At 70.8% G+C, this 21,800-nt stretch carries 20 protein-coding genes and 1 pseudogene; 10 read left to right on the plus strand and 11 right to left on the minus strand.

The annotated features are described in order from the left end of the window. Window positions 1–45: 45 nt before the first annotated feature. The gene (locus tag FNH09_RS31090; protein ID WP_152893241.1) at window positions 46–1,527 is read right to left on the minus strand and encodes a vanadium-dependent haloperoxidase; all 1,482 of its coding nucleotides are present in this window, start codon (window positions 1,525–1,527) and stop codon (window positions 46–48) included. Window positions 1,528–1,723: 196 nt separating this feature from the next. On the opposite strand from FNH09_RS31090, the pseudogene FNH09_RS31095 reads away from it, so the two are divergent. Further along, window positions 1,724–2,610: pseudogene (locus FNH09_RS31095) on the plus strand (IS5 family transposase). Between the two features lie 3 nt (window positions 2,611–2,613). Here FNH09_RS31095 and FNH09_RS31100 read toward each other — a convergent pair. The 4 genes from FNH09_RS31100 to FNH09_RS31115 all read right to left on the minus strand — a co-directional run bounded on the left by FNH09_RS31100 (window position 2,614) and on the right by FNH09_RS31115 (window position 7,179). Then, entirely contained in the window at window positions 2,614–3,186 is a 573-nt protein-coding gene (locus tag FNH09_RS31100; RefSeq protein WP_152893242.1) for a hypothetical protein, read from the minus strand. A gap of 125 nt (window positions 3,187–3,311) precedes the next feature. Continuing rightward, entirely contained in the window at window positions 3,312–4,580 is a 1,269-nt protein-coding gene (locus FNH09_RS31105; RefSeq protein WP_238427214.1) for an acyltransferase family protein, read from the minus strand. After that, window positions 4,577–6,748: a bifunctional polysaccharide deacetylase/glycosyltransferase family 2 protein gene (locus tag FNH09_RS31110; protein WP_152893243.1), complete on the minus strand. Its 2,172-nt coding sequence runs from the start codon at window positions 6,746–6,748 to the stop codon at window positions 4,577–4,579. Before FNH09_RS31110 ends, FNH09_RS31105 begins: the two co-directional genes overlap by 4 nt. Window positions 6,749–6,774: 26 nt before the next feature. Next, the gene (locus FNH09_RS31115) at window positions 6,775–7,179 is read right to left on the minus strand and encodes a hypothetical protein (protein WP_152893244.1); all 405 of its coding nucleotides are present in this window, start codon (window positions 7,177–7,179) and stop codon (window positions 6,775–6,777) included. A 271-nt stretch (window positions 7,180–7,450) separates the two neighbouring features. On the opposite strand from FNH09_RS31115, the gene FNH09_RS31120 reads away from it, so the two are divergent. Then, complete coding sequence (locus FNH09_RS31120) at window positions 7,451–8,410, plus strand: glycoside hydrolase family 26 protein (RefSeq protein WP_162469354.1); 960 nt, start codon at window positions 7,451–7,453, stop codon at window positions 8,408–8,410. A 112-nt stretch (window positions 8,411–8,522) separates the two neighbouring features. Then, window positions 8,523–10,277, plus strand: a complete 1,755-nt coding sequence (locus FNH09_RS31125) for an outer membrane protein assembly factor BamB family protein (RefSeq protein WP_152893246.1) — start codon at window positions 8,523–8,525, stop codon at window positions 10,275–10,277. A 91-nt stretch (window positions 10,278–10,368) separates the two neighbouring features. Here the strand turns inward: FNH09_RS31125 and FNH09_RS31130 are convergent, their stop codons facing one another. After that, window positions 10,369–11,496, minus strand: coding sequence for an NHL repeat-containing protein (locus tag FNH09_RS31130; RefSeq protein WP_338017734.1), 1,128 nt, complete (start codon window positions 11,494–11,496; stop codon window positions 10,369–10,371). A gap of 198 nt (window positions 11,497–11,694) precedes the next feature. Between FNH09_RS31130 and FNH09_RS31135 the strand changes: the two genes are divergently transcribed. The 3 genes from FNH09_RS31135 to FNH09_RS31145 all read left to right on the plus strand — a co-directional run bounded on the left by FNH09_RS31135 (window position 11,695) and on the right by FNH09_RS31145 (window position 13,452). Then, window positions 11,695–11,877, plus strand: coding sequence for a hypothetical protein (locus FNH09_RS31135; RefSeq protein WP_152893247.1), 183 nt, complete (start codon window positions 11,695–11,697; stop codon window positions 11,875–11,877). 121 nt (window positions 11,878–11,998) lie between these two features. Continuing rightward, a complete protein-coding gene (locus tag FNH09_RS31140; protein ID WP_152893248.1) occupies window positions 11,999–12,250 on the plus strand; it encodes a hypothetical protein in 252 nt (83 codons plus the stop codon). Window positions 12,251–12,261: 11 nt separating this feature from the next. Further along, the gene (locus FNH09_RS31145) at window positions 12,262–13,452 is read left to right on the plus strand and encodes a flotillin family protein (RefSeq protein ID WP_152893249.1); all 1,191 of its coding nucleotides are present in this window, start codon (window positions 12,262–12,264) and stop codon (window positions 13,450–13,452) included. Between the two features lie 185 nt (window positions 13,453–13,637). On the opposite strand, the gene FNH09_RS31150 is transcribed toward FNH09_RS31145, so the two are convergent. Both FNH09_RS31150 and FNH09_RS31155 read right to left on the minus strand, forming a co-directional pair. Beyond that, entirely contained in the window at window positions 13,638–15,047 is a 1,410-nt protein-coding gene (locus tag FNH09_RS31150) for a phosphatase PAP2 family protein (RefSeq protein WP_238427215.1), read from the minus strand. 315 nt (window positions 15,048–15,362) lie between these two features. After that, window positions 15,363–16,124 carry a rhomboid family intramembrane serine protease gene (locus FNH09_RS31155; protein ID WP_338017735.1) on the minus strand — a complete coding sequence of 254 codons (762 nt, stop codon included), beginning with the start codon at window positions 16,122–16,124 and terminating at the stop codon, window positions 15,363–15,365. 196 nt (window positions 16,125–16,320) lie between these two features. On the opposite strand from FNH09_RS31155, the gene FNH09_RS31160 reads away from it, so the two are divergent. After that, window positions 16,321–16,638, plus strand: a complete 318-nt coding sequence (locus FNH09_RS31160) for a GYD domain-containing protein (RefSeq protein ID WP_152893252.1) — start codon at window positions 16,321–16,323, stop codon at window positions 16,636–16,638. Between the two features lie 39 nt (window positions 16,639–16,677). Here the strand turns inward: FNH09_RS31160 and FNH09_RS31165 are convergent, their stop codons facing one another. After that, on the minus strand, window positions 16,678–17,127 hold the full coding sequence (locus FNH09_RS31165) for a DUF7144 family membrane protein (RefSeq protein WP_152893253.1): 450 nt from the start codon (window positions 17,125–17,127) through the stop codon (window positions 16,678–16,680). 349 nt (window positions 17,128–17,476) lie between these two features. On the opposite strand from FNH09_RS31165, the gene FNH09_RS49620 reads away from it, so the two are divergent. The 3 genes from FNH09_RS49620 (at window position 17,477) to FNH09_RS31180 (ending at window position 19,714) form a co-directional block, all read left to right on the plus strand. Next, window positions 17,477–17,602: a hypothetical protein gene (locus FNH09_RS49620; protein ID WP_274390288.1), complete on the plus strand. Its 126-nt coding sequence runs from the start codon at window positions 17,477–17,479 to the stop codon at window positions 17,600–17,602. 344 nt (window positions 17,603–17,946) lie between these two features. Next, a complete protein-coding gene (locus tag FNH09_RS31175) occupies window positions 17,947–18,591 on the plus strand; it encodes a DUF4232 domain-containing protein (RefSeq protein WP_152893254.1) in 645 nt (214 codons plus the stop codon). Window positions 18,592–18,784: 193 nt separating this feature from the next. Beyond that, window positions 18,785–19,714, plus strand: a complete 930-nt coding sequence (locus tag FNH09_RS31180; protein WP_152893255.1) for an N-acetylmuramoyl-L-alanine amidase — start codon at window positions 18,785–18,787, stop codon at window positions 19,712–19,714. A gap of 10 nt (window positions 19,715–19,724) precedes the next feature. Here FNH09_RS31180 and FNH09_RS31185 read toward each other — a convergent pair whose 3' ends face one another. Further along, window positions 19,725–20,444, minus strand: coding sequence for a hypothetical protein (locus tag FNH09_RS31185; RefSeq protein WP_338017736.1), 720 nt, complete (start codon window positions 20,442–20,444; stop codon window positions 19,725–19,727). Between the two features lie 13 nt (window positions 20,445–20,457). After that, complete coding sequence (locus tag FNH09_RS31190) at window positions 20,458–21,705, minus strand: MFS transporter (protein WP_152893256.1); 1,248 nt, start codon at window positions 21,703–21,705, stop codon at window positions 20,458–20,460. Window positions 21,706–21,800: the final 95 nt, after the last annotated feature.

Genomic DNA, 21,800 nt, shown 5'->3' on the forward strand with positions numbered 1-21,800 from the left:
GTGGTTCACGGGGGTGGTGCCGCGGGTGCGGGCCGCGGGGGCGTCTCACCCGTGGTGCGGGCGGCCCGATCGGATCGGCAGCAGCGAGTTGGCGGACACGTACTTGGCGACGTTCGTGCCGATCTGCCTTCCGTCCTCGGCGTCCCAGCGGAAGTGCACGCCCAGGTAGAGGCGGCTGAACTCGCCCTCCGTGGCGACCTGGCTGAAGCTGCTCATCAGGCGGAACGCCTGGAGTGTGTGCGGGTCCTCGGAGTGCGCGACGAACGAGACGCGGTCACGGCCGAAGAAGCGCTGCATCGCGGTCGCCCACGCGGCCGTGAAGTTGGCGTGCCCGGAGGTCCAGGCGGGGAAGCACGGCGTGAACGGCAGTCCCGCGCGGTCCGAACTGAGCGGCTCCCAGCCCAGGTTGCCCGTCGCGTGGATCGCGGAGACCGGGCGCCACAGCTTGATCGGGCTGTCGAACTTGCTGTCCCAGGCCGCGATCCCGGCGTCCGCCAGCGACAGTGCCGACGCCGCGAACAGGCGGGTGGTGTCGTACGTGCCGAGCCGGAACTTCTTGGCGACGATCCCGGTCAGTTCGAGGAGCTGACCCGGGGGGTGGTAGGTGCCGTCCAGGTCGTGGTCCCAGAACCAGCCGATGACGGTCTGCTCGTAGGTGCGCTCGGTGGAGTCGACGGCACCGAGCCGTCGCACCTCGTCGCGCTGGCGCGCGTACTCCGGACTGGCCACCAGATCGGCGTAGTTGGTGAAGCCGCGCAGGGTGGGAGGCCGGAACTGGGAGCCGGAGCGGAGCACGAACGGCCGCACCTTGCCCCAGTTCGGGGTCACCGCGTCGGTCTTCTTCGTGCAGTCCGCCCCACCCGTCGGCCGCCAGGCCCCGGGCGTGGTCGTGTTGCCGTGGTAGGTCGCCGGGTTGTGCGAACCGTCGCCCGCCCGGGACCTGTTGATCTGCCTGATCACCCGGTCGACCACCAGGCGGTCGAGGGGGTCGTAGGCGTAGGGGGAACGGCCGGTGCGGGCTCTGTACTTGGCATCGATGTAGGCCCGATCGCTCGGGTACAGCTGCGAGATCATCCGGTACGCCGTGCGGTCGATCAGCCGCTCCTGCTCATGGGGACCCGGCCGCGCATGCTTGTCGGCGTACTTGAACGGCTTGTCGAGGTAGGGCTCGTACTTCAAGGTCTTGTACGTGTACTGATAGGCGCTCTCGGCGTTGTAGACCGCCGCGAAGACCATCGCCCCGGACCTGCTGAGCTTGCCGGGCGAGGCGTCCCAGCCGCGCGCGTTGCGGAACGTCTGGAGCAGGACCCTGTTCCAGTACTGCGTCGGATCGTCGTTGTCGTACCGCGTCGTGGCGGCGGCCGGTGCCCCAGCGGCCGCCGCCGAGGTCACCCCGGCTCCGACGAGCAGGGCACCGGCCATGACGGCGGCCCGCAGCCGTCCTCGGCGTCCGCCGCCCCCGGACCTCGGTCGGGAGAGCACGGACTTCGAGGCCGGTGGACGGCCGTGATCGAGCGCGGGGGCCATGGCATTCCTTTCGATGTCGCTGATCGACAGCGGCAGCGTAAGATCGGATATGCGCAAATGGTGATCAACCACGCCGGTATGTCATGCGTCCTGCCCTTCGAGTGGATTTATGCAGAAATGCCCACTTGATGGCGACTGGCCGCCGACCGGGCCGTGGCCCGGCGCCGCTAGGACCTGTCTGGCAATTGATCTTGTGATGGGTCGCGGAGAGCTGACGGATACGGCGTGGGAGCGGATATTGCCGCTGCTGCCAGGTGTTGACGGGCGGGGTCGTCCGTGGCGGGATCACCGACAGGTGATCAACGGGGTGCTGTGGCGATTGCGCACGGGTGCTCCGTAGCGTGACCTGCCAGAACGCTTCGGGCCGTGGCAGACGATCTATGAGCGGTTCGCCCGCTGGGAAGTGGACGGGACCTGGGCCCGTCTACTCGAGGAGGTCCAAGTCCACGACGACTCGATCGGAGCGGTGGAGTGGACCGTGTCGGTCGACTCCACGATTAACCGTGCTCACCAGCACGCCGCCGGCGCCCGCAAAAAGGGGCACCGGCGGGGGACGAACTGGAAGATCCGGCATGCGCGGCGGCTGACCAGGCGCTCGGCCGGTCCCGCGGCGGGCTGACCACCAAGGTTCACCTGGCTTGCGACGGCCGGGGCCTGCCTCTGGCCATCCTCATCACGCCGGGCAACGTCAACGACTCCACCGCCTTCGATGCGGTCCTGGACGCGCTGCGAGTACCCAGGACCGGCGTCGGGCGACCGCGCCGCAGGCCCGACGCGGTCATCGCCGACAAGGCGTACTCGTCACGGGCGATCCGCCAGACCCTGCGTCGCCGGGGCATCCGAGCGGTAATTCCGGAAAGGGTCGACCAGAAGGCCAACCGTGTTCGGCGCGGGCGGGCCGGTGGCAGGCCGCCAGCCTTCGACCGAGAGCTCTACAAAGCCCGCAACGTGGTCGAACACTGCTTCAGCCGGCTCTAGCAGTTCCGCGCCGTCGCGACACGGTTCGACAAACTCGCCGCCCGATACCGGGCTGGACTCCACCTCGCAGCGCTCGTCCTCTGGCTCCGCGGACCTACCCGGTGATCATTACCAGCGGACTGTACTCAGCCCGTTGCCGAGATCCGTCACCTCTGCTCCAGCAAGAACAGCCGGGATGATGCTGAGCCGGTCCGTCCGGAACTGCACTCGGTCCGGGCGCGGGCCCATCGGCAGTCGGCCATACAGGACCAGCGCGTCATCGTCCTCCTCCGCTGTTTCGCCGCCCAGATCGACGAGTAGCGCGACAGTCCTGTCCAACTCCCGTTGAATCAGCCGCTGAACGGCATTAGTGGCCTGCTCACGCTCGCTCTCGGTCAACCCGTTGAGCACGAAGGTGAGGACCTGGGTGTCCGGCGCCACGTACCTGACATCGCACACCACGTCCGTGTCTGCCGACAGCCAGAACTGCATGCAGAGCGGCCCGACCGACAGGCCAACAAGCTCCAGAATGCGCCCGACAGGCAGCTTCACCTGTTCCCCTACGACATCCAACAGCATCCCGCAGCCCAGCATCGGGTGCTCTACGGTCAGCCCGGACTGGCCCAAGTGGTCGGTGACCGCGCGGAACTCGGACTCGTCCATGCGGCCCTCGCGGTACCAGGACAGGTAGGTCTCCAACACCGCTGACACTCCTCGTCTTCATGGCCCGCCATGGGAGGAGACGTGATGCCCCGTGACGGTGGCAACCCTCCGTCAACAAGCATCCGGCATTCTGAGCCCACGGGTGATCATTTATCAGAAAAGACCTAGCGACCCCGGCGGCGGCCCTTGGCGCGGCGCGGGTAGGGGAAGAGCCGCGGGCGGCGCTTGGCGGCCACGTCCTCGATCCAGCCGAAGAGCAGGATCGCCAGGCAGATCAGGGGGACGGCGAGGGCCAGCGGGGTCCACTGGCTGGCCAGCAGCCACCGGGCGTGGTCGTAGAGGAAGCTGTTGCTCCACAGCGGGTCGATCAGCGGCTCGGTCAGCACCAGCGCGAAGGAGTGCCACAGGTAGACGGTGACCGCGCGGGAGTTGAGCAGGCTGATCACGCCGTTGAACCGCTCCAGCGGCTTGGGCCAGTGCTCCCAGGAGGGGCTCAGGTGCAGCAGCAGCATCACCGCGCCGAACGACCAGATCGCTTGGGCGACCGGTACCGCCTCCAGATCGTGCCCGAGCCGCGGGTTGTCCAGCGGGGACCGCATCAGCCACCAGTAGCCGAACATGAGCACCAGCGGTGCGAGGGACGGCACCACGTACTGCGGGATCCTGCGCAGCAGCCCCTCTCCGTGGGCCATGCCGAGCAGCCAGCAGGAGCCGAAGGTGGTGAAGTCGGTGGCGGCTTCCATCAGCCGGCCGGACTGGTCGATCAGACCGGAGTTGACGACGAACGCGAGCGCCAGCGGCACCAGGAGGGTGACCCAGGGCAGCTTCCGCAGCGCCTTGAGCATGAGCGGCGACAGCAGGACGTACCAGAGGTAGGCGCGCAGGTACCAGAGGGGGACACAGATCTGTTCGGCCCAGGAGGCCGGCAGGTGCCCGCCGAAGGTGTGCAGAGTGGCCCCGAACGGCGGCTCGCTGAACGGCAGGATCCAGTAGGCCAGGTCGCCCCACCACCAGTTGGGGTGGTGGAAGTCGGGCCGCCAGCCCTGGAGGACCATCAGCGGCACCACGACCGCGCCGAACAGCCACATCGGCGGCAGCAGCCGGCGCAGCCGGCCGCGGATCACGCTCAGCGCCGGCCGGTTGAGGGAGCGCACCATCAGCGACCCGGCCAGCGCGAACATGACGCCCATGGAGGGGAAGACGATCGGCAGCCAGTTCCAGCTGAAGTTGTGGTAGACCACCACGCGGACCAGGGCGAGCGCCCGCAGCAGGTCGAGGTAGCGGTCCCGGCCGGGCTTGCGCGCGGGCGCCGGGGCCTCCTCCTCGGGCTCCGGGTCGCGCCGGGTGGGGAACATGGCGGGGTCCAGGACCCGCAGGGCCATGGTCTCGGACGAATCCCGGGTGCCGTAGGCACCTCGTTCCGCGGTACTCATGAAGACATCGCCCCCGTTGTGACGTCGAGCCCCACCTCACCGGTGCGCTTCAGCTTCTGCCAGCGCAACCGGCCTCCGGTCAGAGCGGTGATGGCCGACTGCATCAGCACCATGTACATGAGCACCCGGTAGACCACCTGCTGGGCCGGCAGCGTGATCAGATGCCAGGCCTTCTCCTTGTCCAGGTGGAAGGACCACCAGGCGCAGACGGCCTGGAGGGCCATCACGGCGAACCAGGCGGCCAGGGTCTTGTACGCGTCGACGAAGACCACGCCGTAGACCATGCCGATGTCGAACGCGGGCGCGAGCAGCGGGGTGATCACCATGAACAGGGTGACGAACGGCAGCCCCACCCGGCCGAAGTGGCCGGCCGCGCCGCGCTCCAGCACCGCGTGCCGGTGCTTCCACATCGCCTGCATGGTGCCGTAGCTCCAGCGGTACCGCTGCGACCACAGCTGCTTCATGCTGACGGGCGCCTCGGTCCAGGCGCGGGCGTCCTCGGTGTAGACGACCTTCCAGCCGGCCCGGTGCAGGGCCATGGTCACGTCGGTGTCCTCGGCGAGCGTGTCGTCGCTCATGCCGCCCGCCTGCTGGAGCGCGTCCCGGCGGAAGGCGCCGATGGCCCCGGGGATGGTCGGCATGCAGTTGAGCACGTCGTACATCCGGCGGTCGAGGTTGAAGCCCATCACGTACTCGATGTGCTGCCAGGCGCCGATCAGCGTGTCGCGGTTGCCGACCTTGGCGTTGCCGGCCACCGCGCCGACCCGCGGGTTCGCGAAGGGCTGCACCAACTCGCGTACGGTGGACGGCTCGAAGACCGTGTCGCCGTCCATCATGACGATCAGGTCGTACGAGGCCGCGGCCACACCGGTGTTGAGGGCGGTCGGCTTGCCGCTGTTCGGCTGCCGGATCAACCGGACCATCGGCAGGGCGAGTTCCTCCACGATGGCGGACGTGTCGTCGGTCGACCCGTCGTCGACCACGATCACTTCGATGGGATGGTCGCTCGCGGCCAGGGAGAGCAGGGTGTTGGTGATGCACTCCTGCTCGTTGTACGCGGGCACCACCACGGTGACCGGTTCGGTGACCGGGTCGCCCCAGGAGAAGCCCCGTCTGCGCACGCGCCGCACATGGACCGCCGAGAGCACCAGCATCAGCGCGAACCGCGCCATGACCAGCACACCGACGACCGCGAGCAGGCCGACCAGCCACGGCATCAGCCCCACCGAGAAGGTGGTGGCCCACACGAACGCCTTGCCGACCCACAGGTCGTAGCCGGAGACCTCGGCGTTGGCGGTGCCGGTGCCGAGCGCCTCGGCGGTGGTCTTGAAGGTGTATCCCTGGGCCTTGAGCTTCTCGATGATGATCGGCAGCGCGGCCAGCGTCTGCGCGCGGTTGCCGCCCGCGTCGTGCAGCAGGACCATCTCGCCCTGGCCGGGGAGGTCGGGCATGGCGGACCTGACGATGGCGTCGACGCCGGGGCGCTTCCAGTCGTCGGTGTCCTTGTCGATGAAGGCGGTCAGGTACCCCTCCGACCCGGCCTGCTTGGTCACCGGCCACGACCAGTCGTCCAGCGCGTCCACGGTGGAGGAGTAGGGCGGGCGGAACAGGCTGGAGTGGATGCCGGCGACACCGGCCAGCGCCAGCTGGGTCTCGCCCAGCTCCCAGGTGAGCCGGGTGCCGGAGTGCAGCGCGAGGTCGGGGTGGGTGAAGGTGTGCAGGCCGATCTCATGACCCTCGGCCACGATCCGGCGGATCAGCGCCGGGTTGCGGGTGACCATCGAGCCGGTGACGAAGAAGTCGGCGCGGACGTCCTGTTCCTTCAGCACCTCAAGGATCTTCGGCGTCCACTGGGGGGACGGTCCGTCGTCGAAGGAGAGAACGACGGTCTTGTCCGGGATCGTGTAGTTGACCGGCTTGTTCTGCTTGTCGCCGCGCGCGTCGACGACCGGGCCGCCCTCCAGCACGCTGGTCGGGACGGTGACCTTGTCCACCGAGGTGGCGATCTTCTCGTCGTGGAAGACCTCGTTGTTCGCCATGCCCCGCAGCACCATCAGCGCCAGCAGGGTCGCCAGTACGGTCACCGGCAGGAAGAAGCGCAGGGGAGGTGCGGCGAGTCGGCGCGGCCGCGCGATGGACTGCCGGGAATGACGGCGGGAGCGGGACATGGACTTCCTGGTCGGTCGCGTCGGGACTACTGCGCGGTGACGGTCGCGGAGTCTGCCGCCGCCGCACCGTCCGTCGTGGTCGCGGTGGCGTCGGATGCCGCCGTACCGTCCGCCGTCGACGCGGGGTCGGACGCGATGTCGTCGGATCCGGCCGCGGTGGCGGTGGTGCCCTTCCCGGGCTCGGCGGCACCGGGAGCGGCGGGCAGCGGCGCGTCGAGGTACTGGCCGGGCGGTGTGGTGTTCGCGGTGCCGGGGATCTTCATCGCGGGCGCCTGCGACTGGGTGCCGACCAGGCCGGAGATCATCGCCACCACGCATCCGGTGCAGAGGATGCCGACCAGCCAGCCGAAACCACGCAGCCGGCGGCCGCGTTGACCTGTCTGGTCCACAAAGACGGGAGCAGGCTCGACCTCCGTGGAGGTACTGGTCATCGAGGCCCCCGAGCCTTCCTACGTCGCGTCACAGCCGCCGGCTCGGTGCCACCGAAAGCAGCAAGTAGGACGGAAAAAGCGAAGAATGCATGAGGAGAGGGAGATTATCCGACCGCTCCTGATCATGTCGCCAGACTAGTATGAAGATTCCGTAAAAGTCACGTGGGTCTCGTAGAGTTCCGGCGACGCCGCCTGCCACTCTGCTTCGAACGGACCCTGACGCATGGCCATAGCCCGCCGCCGCAGCTGCCCGACAGTCGCTGCGATCCTCATGGCCGCTGTCTCGTTGCTCGTGAGCGCCTGCGGCGCGGGCGGCGGGGACGACGCCCGGGCGGGTACGGCCACCGCCCCGGCCGCGCACTTCGACGCCTCGTCGATGCTCAAGCCGTCCGGCCGCGCGCTCGGCGTCGTCGACGACAAGACACCCTGGCAGTACGGCATCGTCACCACCTTCGCCGAAGAGGCCGGGCGGGCCCCCGACATCCGCGAGTACTACGACTCCTGGGGCGACGACTTCGACCCGGAGGGCAACGCCTACCTGTGGCAGCACGGCCAGCTGCCCATGCTGGCGCTGGTGCCCTCCGACACCTCGCTCACCGACATCGCCGCGGGCAAGGACGACGCGTACATCCAACGGCTGGCGGACCAGATCGCCTCCTACGACGGCCCGCTGGCCCTCTCCTTCGCCGGCGAGATGAACGGACCGTGGAACTCCTGGGGGCCGAAGCACACCAAGCCCGCCGACTTCGTCGCGGCATGGAAGCGGGTGCACGACGTCTTCGCCGAGCGGCACGTCACCAACGTGATCTGGGTGTGGACCCCGCACGTGGTCGACACCGGCACGCCCGCCGCGCTGCGCCCCTACTACCCGGGCGACGCCTACGTCGACTGGGTCGGCCTGATCGGCTACTACGGGCCGATCGACGGCGTCGCCTTCTCCAGTCTGTTCACCCCCACCATGCGTCAGATCGCGGACTTCTCCGACAAACCGGTGCTGATCGCGGAGACCGGGGTGGCGCAGAGCGACCAGAAGGAGGCGCACATCCGTGACCTGTTCCGGGGCGCCGCGAAGGCCGGCGTCATCGGGCTCGTCTGGTACGACCAGCGCAAGGACTGGCCGGGCGGCAAGCAGTTGATGGACTGGCGGATCAGCACCTCGACGGGTGCGCGGGCCGCGTTCCAGGTGGAGTCGGGCCGCGGCGGCTTCGGCCATCCGTTCAAGACCGACTGATCCGGGGCGAGCCGGGAAGCCGGGCGCAAGCCCGCAAGAAACGACCTTTATCATCGCGCATCAGTGCGGTCGGCACATGCGGATACGTGCCCGAGCAGGGGGAGATCACGAGTTGACGACGGAATCGTCGCCGGGCCAGGGGGCTCCGCAGGAGGACGGCTGGGCCTTCCGGCCCCGCCGGCCGGCCGCCGGCCGGTCGCCGTACCGGGAACAGCCGCAGCCGGCCCCGTCCGCACCGTGGGACGAGCCGTCGCGTGGCGAGCCGTCATGGGACGAGCCGTCGCAGGGCGAGCCGTCGCGGCGCGAGCCATCGTGGGACGAGCCGTCGTGGGACGAACCGTCGCAGGGCGAGCCGTCGTGGGACGAGCGGCCGCGGGACGAGCGGCCGTCGGCCGAGCCGTACGGCAGCTCCTCTGGCACGCGGTGGGACGCCACCATGCCGCTGCGGGTCCCCGAGCCCCAGGCGGATCCCCGGGCCCCGCGCCGGCCGGGTCACGGGACTCCCCCGCAGCCCCGGCGCGGGGGCGAATCGGCTGGTCACGGGGCCGGACACCCGTCCGCGGCGACCGCCGTCCTCGACCCGGAGTTCCGCCGACCCGAGCCTGCCGCCGCGCAGCCGCAGCCCCCCGCGGGCGGCGGCCGGAGCGGGAGGACCAGGTGGGGCCGGATCGTGCTCACTCTCGCCGTCCTCGTCGCGGTCGGCGGGACCGCCTCCGTCCTGGTCAAGCAGGAGGACGCCGCCGCCGTCGCCGCCAAGCAGCTGACCCAGGAATGGGAGATACCGGCGGCCGCCTCCGACGACGCGCTCATCGGCAGCTGGCTCACCGACAAGCTGCTCGTGCGGGCCGGCAGCCGAGGCGGCCTGCGGGCCTACGACCTCACCGACGGCGAGCAGGTGTGGAAGGCCGCGCACCTCCCCGCCCTCGCCAAGCGCGGCAGCGTGCCCTGCGCGATGTCGCCGACGGTCGGCGCCGAGGGCATCGGCACGGTCGCCTTCGGCCCGGACAGCAGCGCCTGCACCTGGCTGGCCGGTGTCGACGCGTCCACCGGCAAGATCCTCTGGTCCATGCCGCTGACCAGCGACAAGCACCCCATGGCGGCGGCCGCCACGACCTATCTCCAAGGCGACGTCGCCACCGTCGTCAGCGAGAACTTCCTCGGCGGTGTGGACGCCCGCACCGGCAGCCGCGTATGGGGCTACAAGGCCCGCGGCCACTACTGCAACGCCTACGACTGGGGCGTCGAAGGCACCGTGCTGGTGGACGACTTCTGCCTCGACAAGAAGAAACGGTTCACCTTCACCGCGTACGACGGCGAGACCGGGAAGGTGATCTGGCGCAAGTCCGCGGCGGGCCACTCGAAGGTGACGCACATCCTGTCCGGCGCCCCGCTGATCGCCACCGTCCACACCGCGCGCGAGGACGCCGTACGGGTCTTCGACACCGCCGGGGACAGCCGCAAACTGGCTGTCGGCAACGACGAACTCACGTCCGGCAACGAGACCGGCGCCGACCACTCCGCCCGGCTCTACGGCAAGGTCCTGGTCACCCCGGCCGTGGCCGCAGGAAGCCCGGTGCTCGACGGCTTCGACACCACCACCGGCGCCAAACTCTGGACCGCCCGCTCCGCCGCGCTCGCCGTCCCCGCGTCCGGCGCGGACGACACGGTGCACGCCGTCACCACGTCCGGCGTCCCGCAGCTCGTCACCATCGACCCGCGCACCGGCCGTACGACCCCGGTCGCGGGCCTGCCGGTGGGGACCGGCAAGTGGAACTTCACCTCCGGCACGGTGTACGTCACCGCGGACGGAGGCGTGCTGGAACTCAACGCCCTCGGGTCGAACGGCGGCGTGCGGCTCTACCGGTAGGCACGGGCACGCCGTCGGCGCCGTGGGGCGCCGCGTGCGCACAGGCCAGGGGCCCCGGATCGGATCCGGGACCCCTGGTGTCTCCCGTGGATCACTTCAGGACGTTCAGGAAGTTGGTGGCGTCGTCGACGAAGTACACGGCGTCGCGGTCCAGGTCCACCGCCAGGCCGAAGAGCGCGCCCGCGCCGGGCGGTGAGCCGCTGTTGTCGAGCTGGCGGAAGGCCACCTGACGGCCTGCCGGCGTGGTCTCGACGATGAAGCCGTCACCGCTGTTGACGGTCAAGATGTGGCCGTTGGGCGCGATGGCCAGACCGAGGGGTCCGTTGAGCCTGCCGCCGCTGCTGACGACCTTGCCGGTGCCGGCGCTGGAGTCCCGGGTCGCCGCGCGCGGGATCACGTTGATCCGGTTCTTGACCGTGTCGGCGACGTAGAGCGAGCCGTCCTTGGCGAGGCCGACACCGGTCGGGCCGATCACCAGGGCGGCGGGGTCGGTCTTCTGCGCGAAGCCCGAGCCGATCGTGGTGGTCCTCAGCCGCTGCGGCGGCCGGTCGTCGTACCGCTTGAGGCGGATGCGCAGGACGGTGCCCCGGTCCACTTCGTCGCCGCCGCCCGCCACGGTGCCGTTGAGCACGTTGGTGACGAAGAGGTCGGTACGGTCGCCGTGGCTCGTGGCGGTCATGTCCCACGGCCCGTTGATGCCGCCTCCGGCGAGCGTCTCGCGGACCTTGCCGCGGCTGTCCAGCACCAGCAGGCAGCCCGCCTGGGCGGTGTCGGAGGTGCCGTCGGTGGTCGGCAGGCTGCCGACCACCACCCACCCGCCGGGCAGGATGCTCAGGGCGGTGGTGAGACCCACCCCGCCGGGGCAGGGGCCGGGCAGGTGGGCCGGGTCGATCTGGGCGAACAGCGTGGTCCTGCCGCGTGGGCTGACCTGGACCAGGGTGGTGCCCGTGCCCTGCTGGTTCTGGCTGTTGTTGAAGTTGCTGACCAGTACGTTGCCCCGGTGCAGCTTCCCGGCGTCGCGCTCGACCACGGCCGTGCCGTAGGGGTTCACGTCGCCGTTCGCCGGGACCGTGGAGGCGATCTCGCGAACCTTGTGCAGTCGGCCGAGGAACGTCCCACCGGCCGAGGCCGCGCCCGTCGCGGACGTCACCGAGATCAGCGCGGCCGCTGTCAGTACCGACAGCCTGCGCGCCAATGGTGACAGAAAGTTAGTATTCACATGCGATACGTTAAAAGTGCCGATCCGATCCGATATGCACGAACACGCCCCACTTACGGCAATTTTGCTCCACCGGCAGCCGCGGCCGTCGCGCTCGCCGCCCTCTGCGAGGAGTGCCGGATCACAGACATCCGGGGCCGTTGATCTTCTTTCGTCGTTCGCTTTCCCGATGTGCGTGAGGGCGTGTAGATAGGTGGCATGTCACGTACAACACGGGCGGCGGGCGCCCTCGTCACGACCGCATTGGTACTCGGGCTCGCTGCCGCGGGGGCTCATCGGTGGGACGGCGAGTCCTGGGCCGAGGTGAGCGTCATGTGCTGCTTCTCGGTGCTGCTCCTCCTGGCCGCGGTGGGGATCCAGCGGATGCGGCGGAAGCGGTAGCGCCCCCTCCGGAGTCCCCCGCGTCCCGGCGGGACGGGCGGGTCCCTCCCGCCCATTGGGAACCGGCCTGACTAGGTCTATCGTCGGAATCATGGGGCCAGCGGGAGGAGGACGGCCGGTGATGCCGCAGGACGAGGCCGTGATCGGCTGCACGGGGAAGGTACTCATCGGAACTCGCGGTTCCACCGGCCCCGGCGAGGTGCTCATAAGCGTCCGAGGCGGCTCCGAGACCTTTCTGGCCTGGTCCGACGCCCCCCTGCCGGTGGGCACGACGGTACTCGTGATCGAATCGCGTGGATGCCGTGAGGTGGGCGTCATCGAGTGGGTGGATCCATTGGACGCGCTGGACGGGGACACCGCCGGCGCCGGCTGAGGAGTTCAGGCATGTTCGGATACCGCGTACCCGCCCCCGACGAGGCGATGTTGATCTCGGGAGGCAGGCGGGGACTGGGGGGCGCGCCGTTCCGAGTGGTCACGGGGCACGGGAAGTTCGTGCTGCCGGTGTTCCGGAAGGTCCGGTTCCTCACTCTCTCCATGTGCGAGTCCGAGGTCACCGAGACCTGTGTGACCAGACAGGGCATCGCGCTGCACGTCCGCGCGGTCATCGCCTTCAAGGTCGGCAACGACCACGAGAGCATCATCAACGCCGGCCAGCGGTTCCTGTCCGACCAGGAGCAGATGTCGGTGCTCACCGGCCGGATCTTCGCCGGTCACCTGCGGGCCATCATCGGCTCGATGACGGTCGAGGAGATCGTCACCGAGCGGCAGAAGCTCGCCGCGGAGGTCCTGGACACCTCCAAGACCGAGATGGCGAAGATCGGGCTGACCGTCGACTCGCTCCAGATCCAGTCGATCGACGACGGCGACACCGGTTACATCGACGCGATGTCCGCGCCGCACAAGGCGGCCATCCAGCGGCAGGCCCAGATCGCCCAGGCACAGGCCACCCAGGCCTCGGTCGAGGCGGAGCAGGCGGCGGCCCGCAACCAGGCCGAGTACGCCCGGCAGACCGCCATCGTCAAGGCCGAGTACTCGGCCGAGGTGGACCGCGCCCAGGCGAAGGCCGCGCAGGCCGGACCGCTGGCGCAGGCGCACGCCCAGCAGGAGGTGCTCGCCGCCCAGACGGAGCTGGCCCAGCGCCAGGCCAAGCTGCGCCAGCAGCAGCTGGTGGCCGAGGTCGTGAAGCCCGCCGAGGCCGAGGCCGAGCGGGTCAGGATCCTCGCGGCCGCCGAGGCGCAGCGGATGAAGATCCAGGCGGAGGCGGCCGCCTCGTACGACCGGGTCGCGCTGGACCGGATGCTGATCGACCAGCTCCCGCAGATCGTCAAGGAGGCCGCCGGCGGCCTCGCGGGCGCCAACGTCAACGTCCTCAACGGCGCGGACGGCCTCGGCGAGATCGCCGCCGGGCTGGTGTCCCAGGGCCTGACGATCCTCGACTCGGTCCGCCAGAACCTGAACGGGAAGGACCAGGACTCCGACGGCGACCGCTCCGCGAGGAGCACGGCCGACCGCCTGCTCCAGCTGCCCACCAGCAAGCAGACCAAGTCGAACGACGGCCCGGTGGACGTCGACTAGGACCCGTCCCCGGGACCGCGGCGGCCCGCACGCAGCGCCGACCGGCCGGCTCGCCACGACGACGGCAGCCGGTCGGAACGTGCGAGGCCGGCGGCGGGCTTCCCGGGCCCCGGCACGGGTCCGGGGCCCGGCGCCGTCCGTAGCCGGTACGGCCACGACCCGGCGCGACCCGACCGCGACCCGGTTCAGACGAGTTCGGGCTGCGGTTGCGGCTGCCGCGCCGACGCGACGCCCGGTTCCCACTGTGCCGTCGTGCGGACGTAGCCGTAGATCACCGAGAGCAAGGCCAGCAGGAGCAGCGGTCCGGCCTGCCACGGGTGCTCGGCCATCTGCAACGGCAGGAAGCGGTACGACAGCAGGAGCGCGGTGAAGACCGCCGCGCCGTACGCCGCCAGCCGCATCCCCGCGGGGTCCCAGCCGCGGTCGAACGCGCGCAGGGCCGCCTCGATCGTGAGCGTGAACACCACGCCGGCGATGAGGTCCACGCCGTAGTGGTAGCCGAATCCGAGGGTGGCGCAGAGCGTGGCCGCCAGCCAGAACGTGCCGGCCCAGCGCACGCCCCGCGGTCCCTTCCGGGAGTGGATGAAGATCGCGGTGGCCCAGGCCGTGTGCAGGCTGGGCATGCAGTTGCGCGGGGTGAGGCCGTCGAACGGCATGGGGTGCGGAGCGGCGACCTGGATCGTGGTGCGCGGCCACAGGTCGGCCACCGCCCACTGCGCGTCGGGTTCCGTGTGCCACCACAGGCTGAGGTGCGACCAGTGTCCGGCGCCGGTGCCGTAGGCGAAGACCGGGCCGACCACCGGGAAGATCATGTAGAAGGCGGGTCCGAGCAGACCGATCACCAGGAAGGTACGCACCAGGTGATGGCGCGGGAAGCGGCGCTCGACCGCGACATGGCGCAGCTGGTACAGCGCGACGAGGACCGCGGCCACCGCGAGCTGGCCGTAGACGAAGTCGAGGAGAGTGAAGCCGATCGGGCCGCTGGCCGTGACGAGCCGGCCCATGAGCCACGACGGGTTGCCCAGCGCGTGATCGGCGGTCGCCACGTACTGGTCGAGGACCATCGGGCGGGTCTTCGCGGTGATGTGCAGCCAGATGTCGCCGGTCTTGCGGCCGGCCACCAGCAGCACTCCCAGCCCGACGCCCTTGAGCAGCAGGACGCGTTCCCGGCCGGTGCGACGGGTGGCGGCGACGACCGCGCAGCCCATCAGCGCCCACAGCGCGCCGTTGCCGAAGGGGTGCCCCTCGGTCACCTGGACACCGGCCGCCCAGCGGACCGCCGCGATGACGAGGTCGATGGCTATCGCCGTGCCGAACGCGATGAACCGTTGCCGCCAGGTGAGCACCAGCGCCGTCAGCGCCAGTCCGGCGTACAGCAGGGCGCCCGACTTGGGAGGGAACACGAATTCGCGCAGCCCGGTGGTGATCGGCGGCCCCGGCAGGTCGTAGTGACGCCCGACGATCTCCAGCGCGACGAGGAACCCGAGGGACACGACACCCGCCGCGGCCCAGAGTCCCGCCCGCGGATGACGCCACACGGAGTAAATGATTCTGAGGTCTGCTCGCGAAAAAACCTGCGATATCTTATGTCTCAATTTTGGCCGATTTGTTAGATTCCGGTTGGGGTCAGGGCGGATTTCGTTCATCACCTTCCGATCCGGCCGCATTCTCCTGTATGCGAAGCGACCCGCTCGACGGGGGAAGACGAAAAGCCCGCCGTCGGCGTTCCGGCCTCCCTTCCGGCACGGCCCGGGCATTCGCCGAAGCAGCATGTCAGGGCGTGAATGAGCCGTGAAGATAGATGGCCATTGAATGAAGGTTTGTCACATTATTGTGATCACAGTCGCCCCGCGAACACAGGGAGTGAGCGGGCCGGGAAAGACTCAGGGCCCCGAGGAGGCCGAGGCCGCCTAGAGAAGACCGAGGTCGCCCAGTTCCTTGTGCAGGTCGGCTCGCGGATGATCGGCGCGGGCCGGCAGCTCGGCGCGGGCCGGCAGCTCGGCGCGGGCGGGCGCATCGGGAACGCCGGGAGCGCCGTCCGGGCGGCGGGCCGGGCGGCCGCGTGGTCGCCGGTCCCGGAAGAGCCAGGCGCCGGCCAGGCCGCCGACCAGCCCGCCGAGATGGGCGAGCCAGCTCACCCCGGGTGTCCCGGGCACGGCGACGGTGAGCAGATAGGCGAAGGAGGCCGCCATGACGACACCGATCAGCGTGTCGATCAGATGCCGGTCGAAGAGCCCGCGGACCACGACATAGCCGAAGTACCCGAAGATCAGACCGCTGGCGCCCACCGTCTCCGCGCCCCCGCGTTCGAGGAACCACACCGCGAGCCCGCTGGTCACCGCCACGAGCAGGCTCAGCCCGAGGAAGCGGACCACGCCCCGGTAGGCGGCGAGGAACCCGAAGACGAACAGGGGGCCCGAATTGCTCTCGATGTGCGCCCAACTCCAGTGCAGAAAAGGCGCGGTGAGGATGCCGGGCAGGGTGCCCAGGTCGCCGGAGACCACCCCGTACTCCCGTGAGAGGGCGTAGTGGTCGGCGAAGTTGGCCAGTTGCGCCAGCCAGACGACCGCGAGAAACCCGAACATCACGAAGAACGCCTTCCGCGCCTCCGCGATCATCTCCTCGGGTCCGACGGGCCCGGCGCCCGTCCGGCCCCGATCCGCTCCACCCACAGCCGCTCCCCCTCCCCGGCGGATCCGATTCCGCACCCGGTGAACTCTAGGCATTCCCGCCCGATTCGCCCAGGGGAGGGGTACGCCGGCCGTCGGCCGCCAACGGGTGAATCAGGCCGTCCGACGGGAGGGGGTCCGTACCGCAGCGGGAAGGCCCTTGTCCGTACCGGACCGGCGATCAGCAGGGAGCGTCCCGATGGCGAAGTTCCTCATCCAGGCCAGCTACACGTCCGAAGGCACGAAGGGGCTGCTCAAGGAAGGGGGCAGCGGCCGCCGTGCGGCCGTCGACCAGGTCGTCACCGACCTCGGCGGGGAGGTCGAGGCGATGTACTTCGCCTTCGGGGACGACGACATCGTGCTCGTCGTCGACCTTCCCGACCCGGTCTCGATGGCCGCCATCAGTCTCGCCGTCAAGGCCAGCGGGGCCCTGCACACCCGGGCCACTCCCCTCCTCACCCTCGACGAGATCGACGAGGCGGCCCGTCGGCAGGTCGCCTTCCGCGCCCCGGCGTGAGCGGCGGGGCGCGGAGCGCGGTGCCCGGACGCCCGCCCGTCAGGGCGTCCGGGCGGGGCCGGCCTCTTTGTGCATGCCGGTGCACAGCGCCCAGACGACGAGGATGTTGACGGCGATCAGGATCGTCGCCCACAGGGGGTAGTACGGCACCCAGAGGAAGTTGGCGATGGCGCCCAGGCTGGCCACGAAGACGCCGAAGTAGCGCGCCCACAGCGCGCCGCTGAGGAACAGGGCGCTTCCCGCGGCGACGAGCGCGACGCCCAGGATCAGGTGGACCCAGCCCCAGCCCCGCAGGCTGAACTCGAACGCGTAGTGCCGCGTCACGACGAACACGCTGTTGCGGGCGATGGCGGCGATCCCTTCGAGCGCCGCCATCACCCCGCCGAACAACATCAGCACCGCCGCGAAGAGGGTGGTGCCGGAAACAGGCCCGTGATGGGCGGAAGGGGTGGCTCCGGCCGTTCCCGGCCGGGCGGAGTGGGTGGTCATGTCGTGCTCCGTCCTGCCGGAGTATGACGCTTTGATCAGCTTATCGCCCGGTTGATCGGGCGGCATCTCGTCGAGTGACGGGCCAAGGGGCACCCCGCGCCGGGGCATCCCCCGCCCGAGACCCGGGGGCCGCGGGCGGCCGTCCGCGGCCTGGGTGTCGGCCCGGTCAGCCCGCCGGGGTGCCGAAGACCTGGACCACCCGGTCGCCGGCCACGCCGACACTGTTTCCGGGCCCGAAGCCCCCCGAAGACCTCTCCGACAGGCCCCCTGAAGCCGGGAGTGCATGCCCTCGGAGAGTGTTCTAGCGTCGAAATACGCGGGCCCCGACCGAGAGAGCAGGTGTATCACCATGCGTCCGTCGGCTCGTATCCCCGGCGTTCTCGCCGGTCTGGCCCTCGCCCTGGGCGGCGTCGCCCTGGCCGCCCCGGCGGCCCACGCCGACCTCCGGGCGTGCGAGAACCATGTCCAGGATTAGGGCTCCGAGGTCACGGACCCGGTCCGGATGGCCTGTTACCACGGCCTGGTGGGAGACATGAGCGGCTGCGTCAGCGGACTGACCGAGGCGGGCGTGACGCACCCCGCGGCGGTCGAGGCCTGCCGCCAGGCGCCCGGCTGAGCACCCTGCCGGACGCCGCTACGCCACCTGCGGTATCCGCCCCCGGTACGTCCCGTGGGCTCCACCACCGTGACGGGGTACGTCCCGGCGTGTCTGCCGACCGTCCTCTCGGGGGCGCGGCAGGGTGATAGCCCCAGGCCGGGCGGCCCCCGGCGACGGTCGGCGCGCCCGGCGCCCGGTGCGCTCCGACCTCGGGGGACGACATGCAGTACAGGAACGGCATCCGTACGACGATGATGGTGCTGGCCGCGGCCTCGACCGCCCTGTTGGCGACCGCGTGCCAGTCGGGCGACGACGCCGGCGCGACCAAGGCGTCCTCGACCCGGCCGGAGTCCTCGGCGTCCGCCGCGAACGGCCCGTCGTTGCCGCCGGTGGCGAGCGAATCCGCCGAATCCGACAGCCCGGCGAAGGCGTGTGCGGCCGACGCGTTGAAGGTGACCCTGCGCCAGGCGACCCAGCGCTCCGCCGGCACCGGAACCGGAGCGGTGGTCGTCCGGTTCACCAACGTCTCCGACAAGCCCTGCGAGCTCAAGGGCCATCCGACGGTGGCGGGCGCGGCCAACGGCTCCCCGCAGCACAACTCCCCCCTGAAGACGCTGACCTTCGGCACGGCGACCGCGGTCCGGGTGGCCCCGGGCGGCAGTGCCTGGGCGAAGCTGAACTTCGTCCAGGTGCAGGGCGAGGCCGACGGCTACTGCGCGTCCGGCTCGGACCCCGTGACCTACCCCACGCTCGTGATCGGGCTGCCGGGGTCGGGGAGCCACCAGGCCGCCCTGGACGACGGCGAGATCGCCGAGTGCGACAACCAGGTGACGGTCACCGCGGTGTCGAAGTCCGAGCTCTCCTGACCGGGCCGGACGCTCCGGCGGAACGGCGGGGACGGACGCGTGAGGGCGGCGCCGGTGGTACCGGCGCCGTCCGCTTGCGCGGGCAATGAGGCGATTTCGCCCCGCGCGGCGGATAGTTCCGGGATTCTTGGTTGAACGGACGACCGCCCGGTACGACGGCGGCCGCGCCGGGCCGACGAAAGGACCGCAGCCCATGGCCATCCCGCTGTCCGCCGCAAAGACCCTCGCCGCGCTGAAGGCCGAGGGCCTCACCGTGCACGAGCACGCCGGCTGGGCGACCCACAACCGCGACGCGGCCACCGGCAAGCCCTTCGGTCCCGTGATCGGCGTGCTGATCCACCACACCGCCGGGCACGGCGACAAGGAGCTCTGCTACCGGGGCAGAGCGGACCTTCCCGGGCCGCTCTGCCACTCCTGGCTCGGCAAGGCCGAGGGGTTGTGGATGATCGGCCACGGCCGCGCCAACCACGCCGGGGCCGTCGACCTCGACGTCCTCGACGCACTGCGCGCGCAGACCCGGCTTCCGCACGACGACGAGGCCGACGCCGACGGCAACGACTGCCTGTACGGCCTGGAGATCGAGAACCTCGGCAACGGCAGGGATCCCTACCCGGACGCCCAGTACCGGCAGGCCGTGCTGTGGGCCGCGGCCCTGTGCCGGGCGCACGGCTGGTCGGAGAAGTCGGTCGCCGGGCACAAGGAGGTACAGCCCGGCAAGATCGACCCGAGCTTCGACATGGACGACTTCCGGGCCGACGTGAAGAAGCAGCTCGCGGCGGTCCACACGAAGCCCGGCCCGGTCACGCCCGGCGCGGGCACGGCGTCCAAACCACGCGTCGATCTCTCCCGACTGGTGCGCGCCGCGAAGACCGATCCCGGCGCCAGGCAGGGCCATGTCACCTACATGGCGGGCACGAATCTCGTCGAGGCGGCCCTGGTCGGACTCGGCTACCTCGGCCGGGCGTTCGCGGGCGACGGCTCCTTCGGCTCCACGACCGTCGCCGCCTACGCCAAGTGGCAGCGCCACCTCGGCTTCACCGGAGCCGACGCCAACGGTGTCCCCGGCAAGGTCTCCCTCACCCGGCTCGGCGACACGAGCGGCCTGTTCACCGTCGTCGCCTGACGGACACCGGTCAGCCGAACGCGGCCGCGGAGACGTCTCGTTCCAGTTCCGCCCGGTGGTGGCCGTACGTACCGATGTCGGAGACCTTGATCAGGAGGCAGAAGCGTTCGACGGAGGGCAGCCGCCGGGCCACCTGGCCGAACTCGCGGCGCAGGAAGTGGACCGCGGCCAGGTTGCCCGTCGCGGACTGCCCGCACACCAGGAACACCGGCCTGCCGGACTCCCTCGGCGTGAACTTCGCGACCAGGGCGTACTCCTGGTCGCGGCGGCTGTAGAGGAACTTCTCCCCACCGACCTCGATGGCGACCGACTCCGGGCTCCCGGCCCGGTACGGATGGACGGTCACCCCGGGCAGTGGCGCGGCGAGATGGCCGCCCGTACGGACGTTGGAGCGCAGCGGGCCGCCGAGGCAGAACTCGGTGCGGTCGCCGTTGCCGCCCCTGAAGTCGCCCGACTCCAGCTCCGCCTCGCACCCCAGCTCCCCCACGAGCAGGGAAAACTCCACGACCGCCCGCACATCCGCGTAGTGCGCGCTGCCCGGGGCGTCGTGCTTGCCGCCCAGCACGACCAGACAGGTCTCACCGGGGCGGACGCCGAAGAACTCGGCCCGCCGGTTCAGCTCCCGGGCGCGCTTGGCCCGCTCCCCCAGCCATACGAAACCTCCGCCGAGCAGGCTGGTCACCAGCCCGAGCGCGATGTTCACCAGCACCGACTGAATCGTGTCCCCCACTCCACGACGACGTTCACCCGGACCATTGTCGGCGAGCCCCGGGCCTTTTCGCGCCCTCATGGCGAAGGTGACGCTCCGCATCCGCCGGAGCCTCCGGAGCCCTCCGGGACGCCAGGGCCAGGGTCACGGTCACCGCGATCGAGGCCGTCGCCAGCACGGTCATCGCCGTGGCGGGTGAGGTGAGTTGGGCGACGGTGCCCGCCAGGGTGGCGCTCAGGCCCTGGAGGGTGAGCATTCCGGCGGAGTGCAACCCCAGGGCGTGTCCGCTCAGTTCGTCCGGTACGAGGGTCATCAGCCGCTCCTGCTGGAGCAGGCTCGCGCCGAAGCCCACGGAGGCCACCGCCACGAGCGCCGCCGCCACGGGCAGGGCCGGGCGCAGCACGAAGAGCGCGTACGGCGTGGCGAGCAGGAGCAGCAGCGGGGTGATCAGACGGGGGCGGACGGCGGGCGGCAGGAGCCGGCCGACCGTCGCGTCGCCCGCCAGCATGCCCAGCGCCGCGCAGGCGAACAGCGGTCCCGCCGCGTCCGGGGCGTAGGACACGAACAGGGACTCGCAGCCCACGACCAGGCCGTTGGGGAGCCACAGGCCGAGGTAGAGCAGGCGGCGGGGGCGGGAGGACCACAGCAGGGCGTTGGTCCGCCAGGTCGCGGCGACGGAGGGGCGGCCGGTGCCGCGCGGCGGACGGTGGGCCAGGCCCAGCCGCAGGCCCGCGGCGGACACCGCGAACAGCGCCGCCGCGAGGAGCAGCGCGGGGCGGGGCGAGAGGGCGGCGATCAGCAGGCCGCCCGCGCCGTAGCCGGCGATCTGCATGATCCCGACCATCATGTTGAACACCGAACGCCCCGGCAGATAGCCGCCCTCGGGGAGGATCTCGTTCAGCAGCCCCCAGCGGACCCCGCCGCCGAGCGAGGCGATCAGGCCCTCGGCGAGGAGGACGGCGAGGACGGCCCACATCGGCAGGCCGGGCACGGCCAGCAGCACCGTCGCCACCGCGAGGGCCAGGGCGATGCCCGCCAGCGTGGTGCGCGGGGGCAGCCGGTCGGCGCCGGAGAGCAGCAGGGTGGCGCCGAGCACCTGGGCGAGGGTGGGGCCGAACATGCTCACGGCCGACAGCAGCGGGGAGCCCGTCGCCCGGTACACCAGGGTGCCCAGCGCCAGGCCGCCCACCGTCTGGGCCGCGATGCCCGCGGCGGAGGCGAGGAAGAGCGGGGTGAACTCCGGGGTGCGGAAAAGGGCTCGGTAGCCGCCGTCTGTGGTCATGGACGGAGTCTCGGGCGGGGCCGGACCCGGCCGGTACTGTTTCGCGCGGGCGCGAAAGGTGGGGCGTGCGCGCCGGGATCAAGGGGTGGCGGGAT

The sequence above is a fragment of the Streptomyces adustus genome (assembly GCF_009377175.1).
In the GTDB taxonomy this organism is placed as follows: Bacteria; Actinomycetota; Actinomycetes; order Streptomycetales; family Streptomycetaceae; genus Streptomyces; species Streptomyces adustus.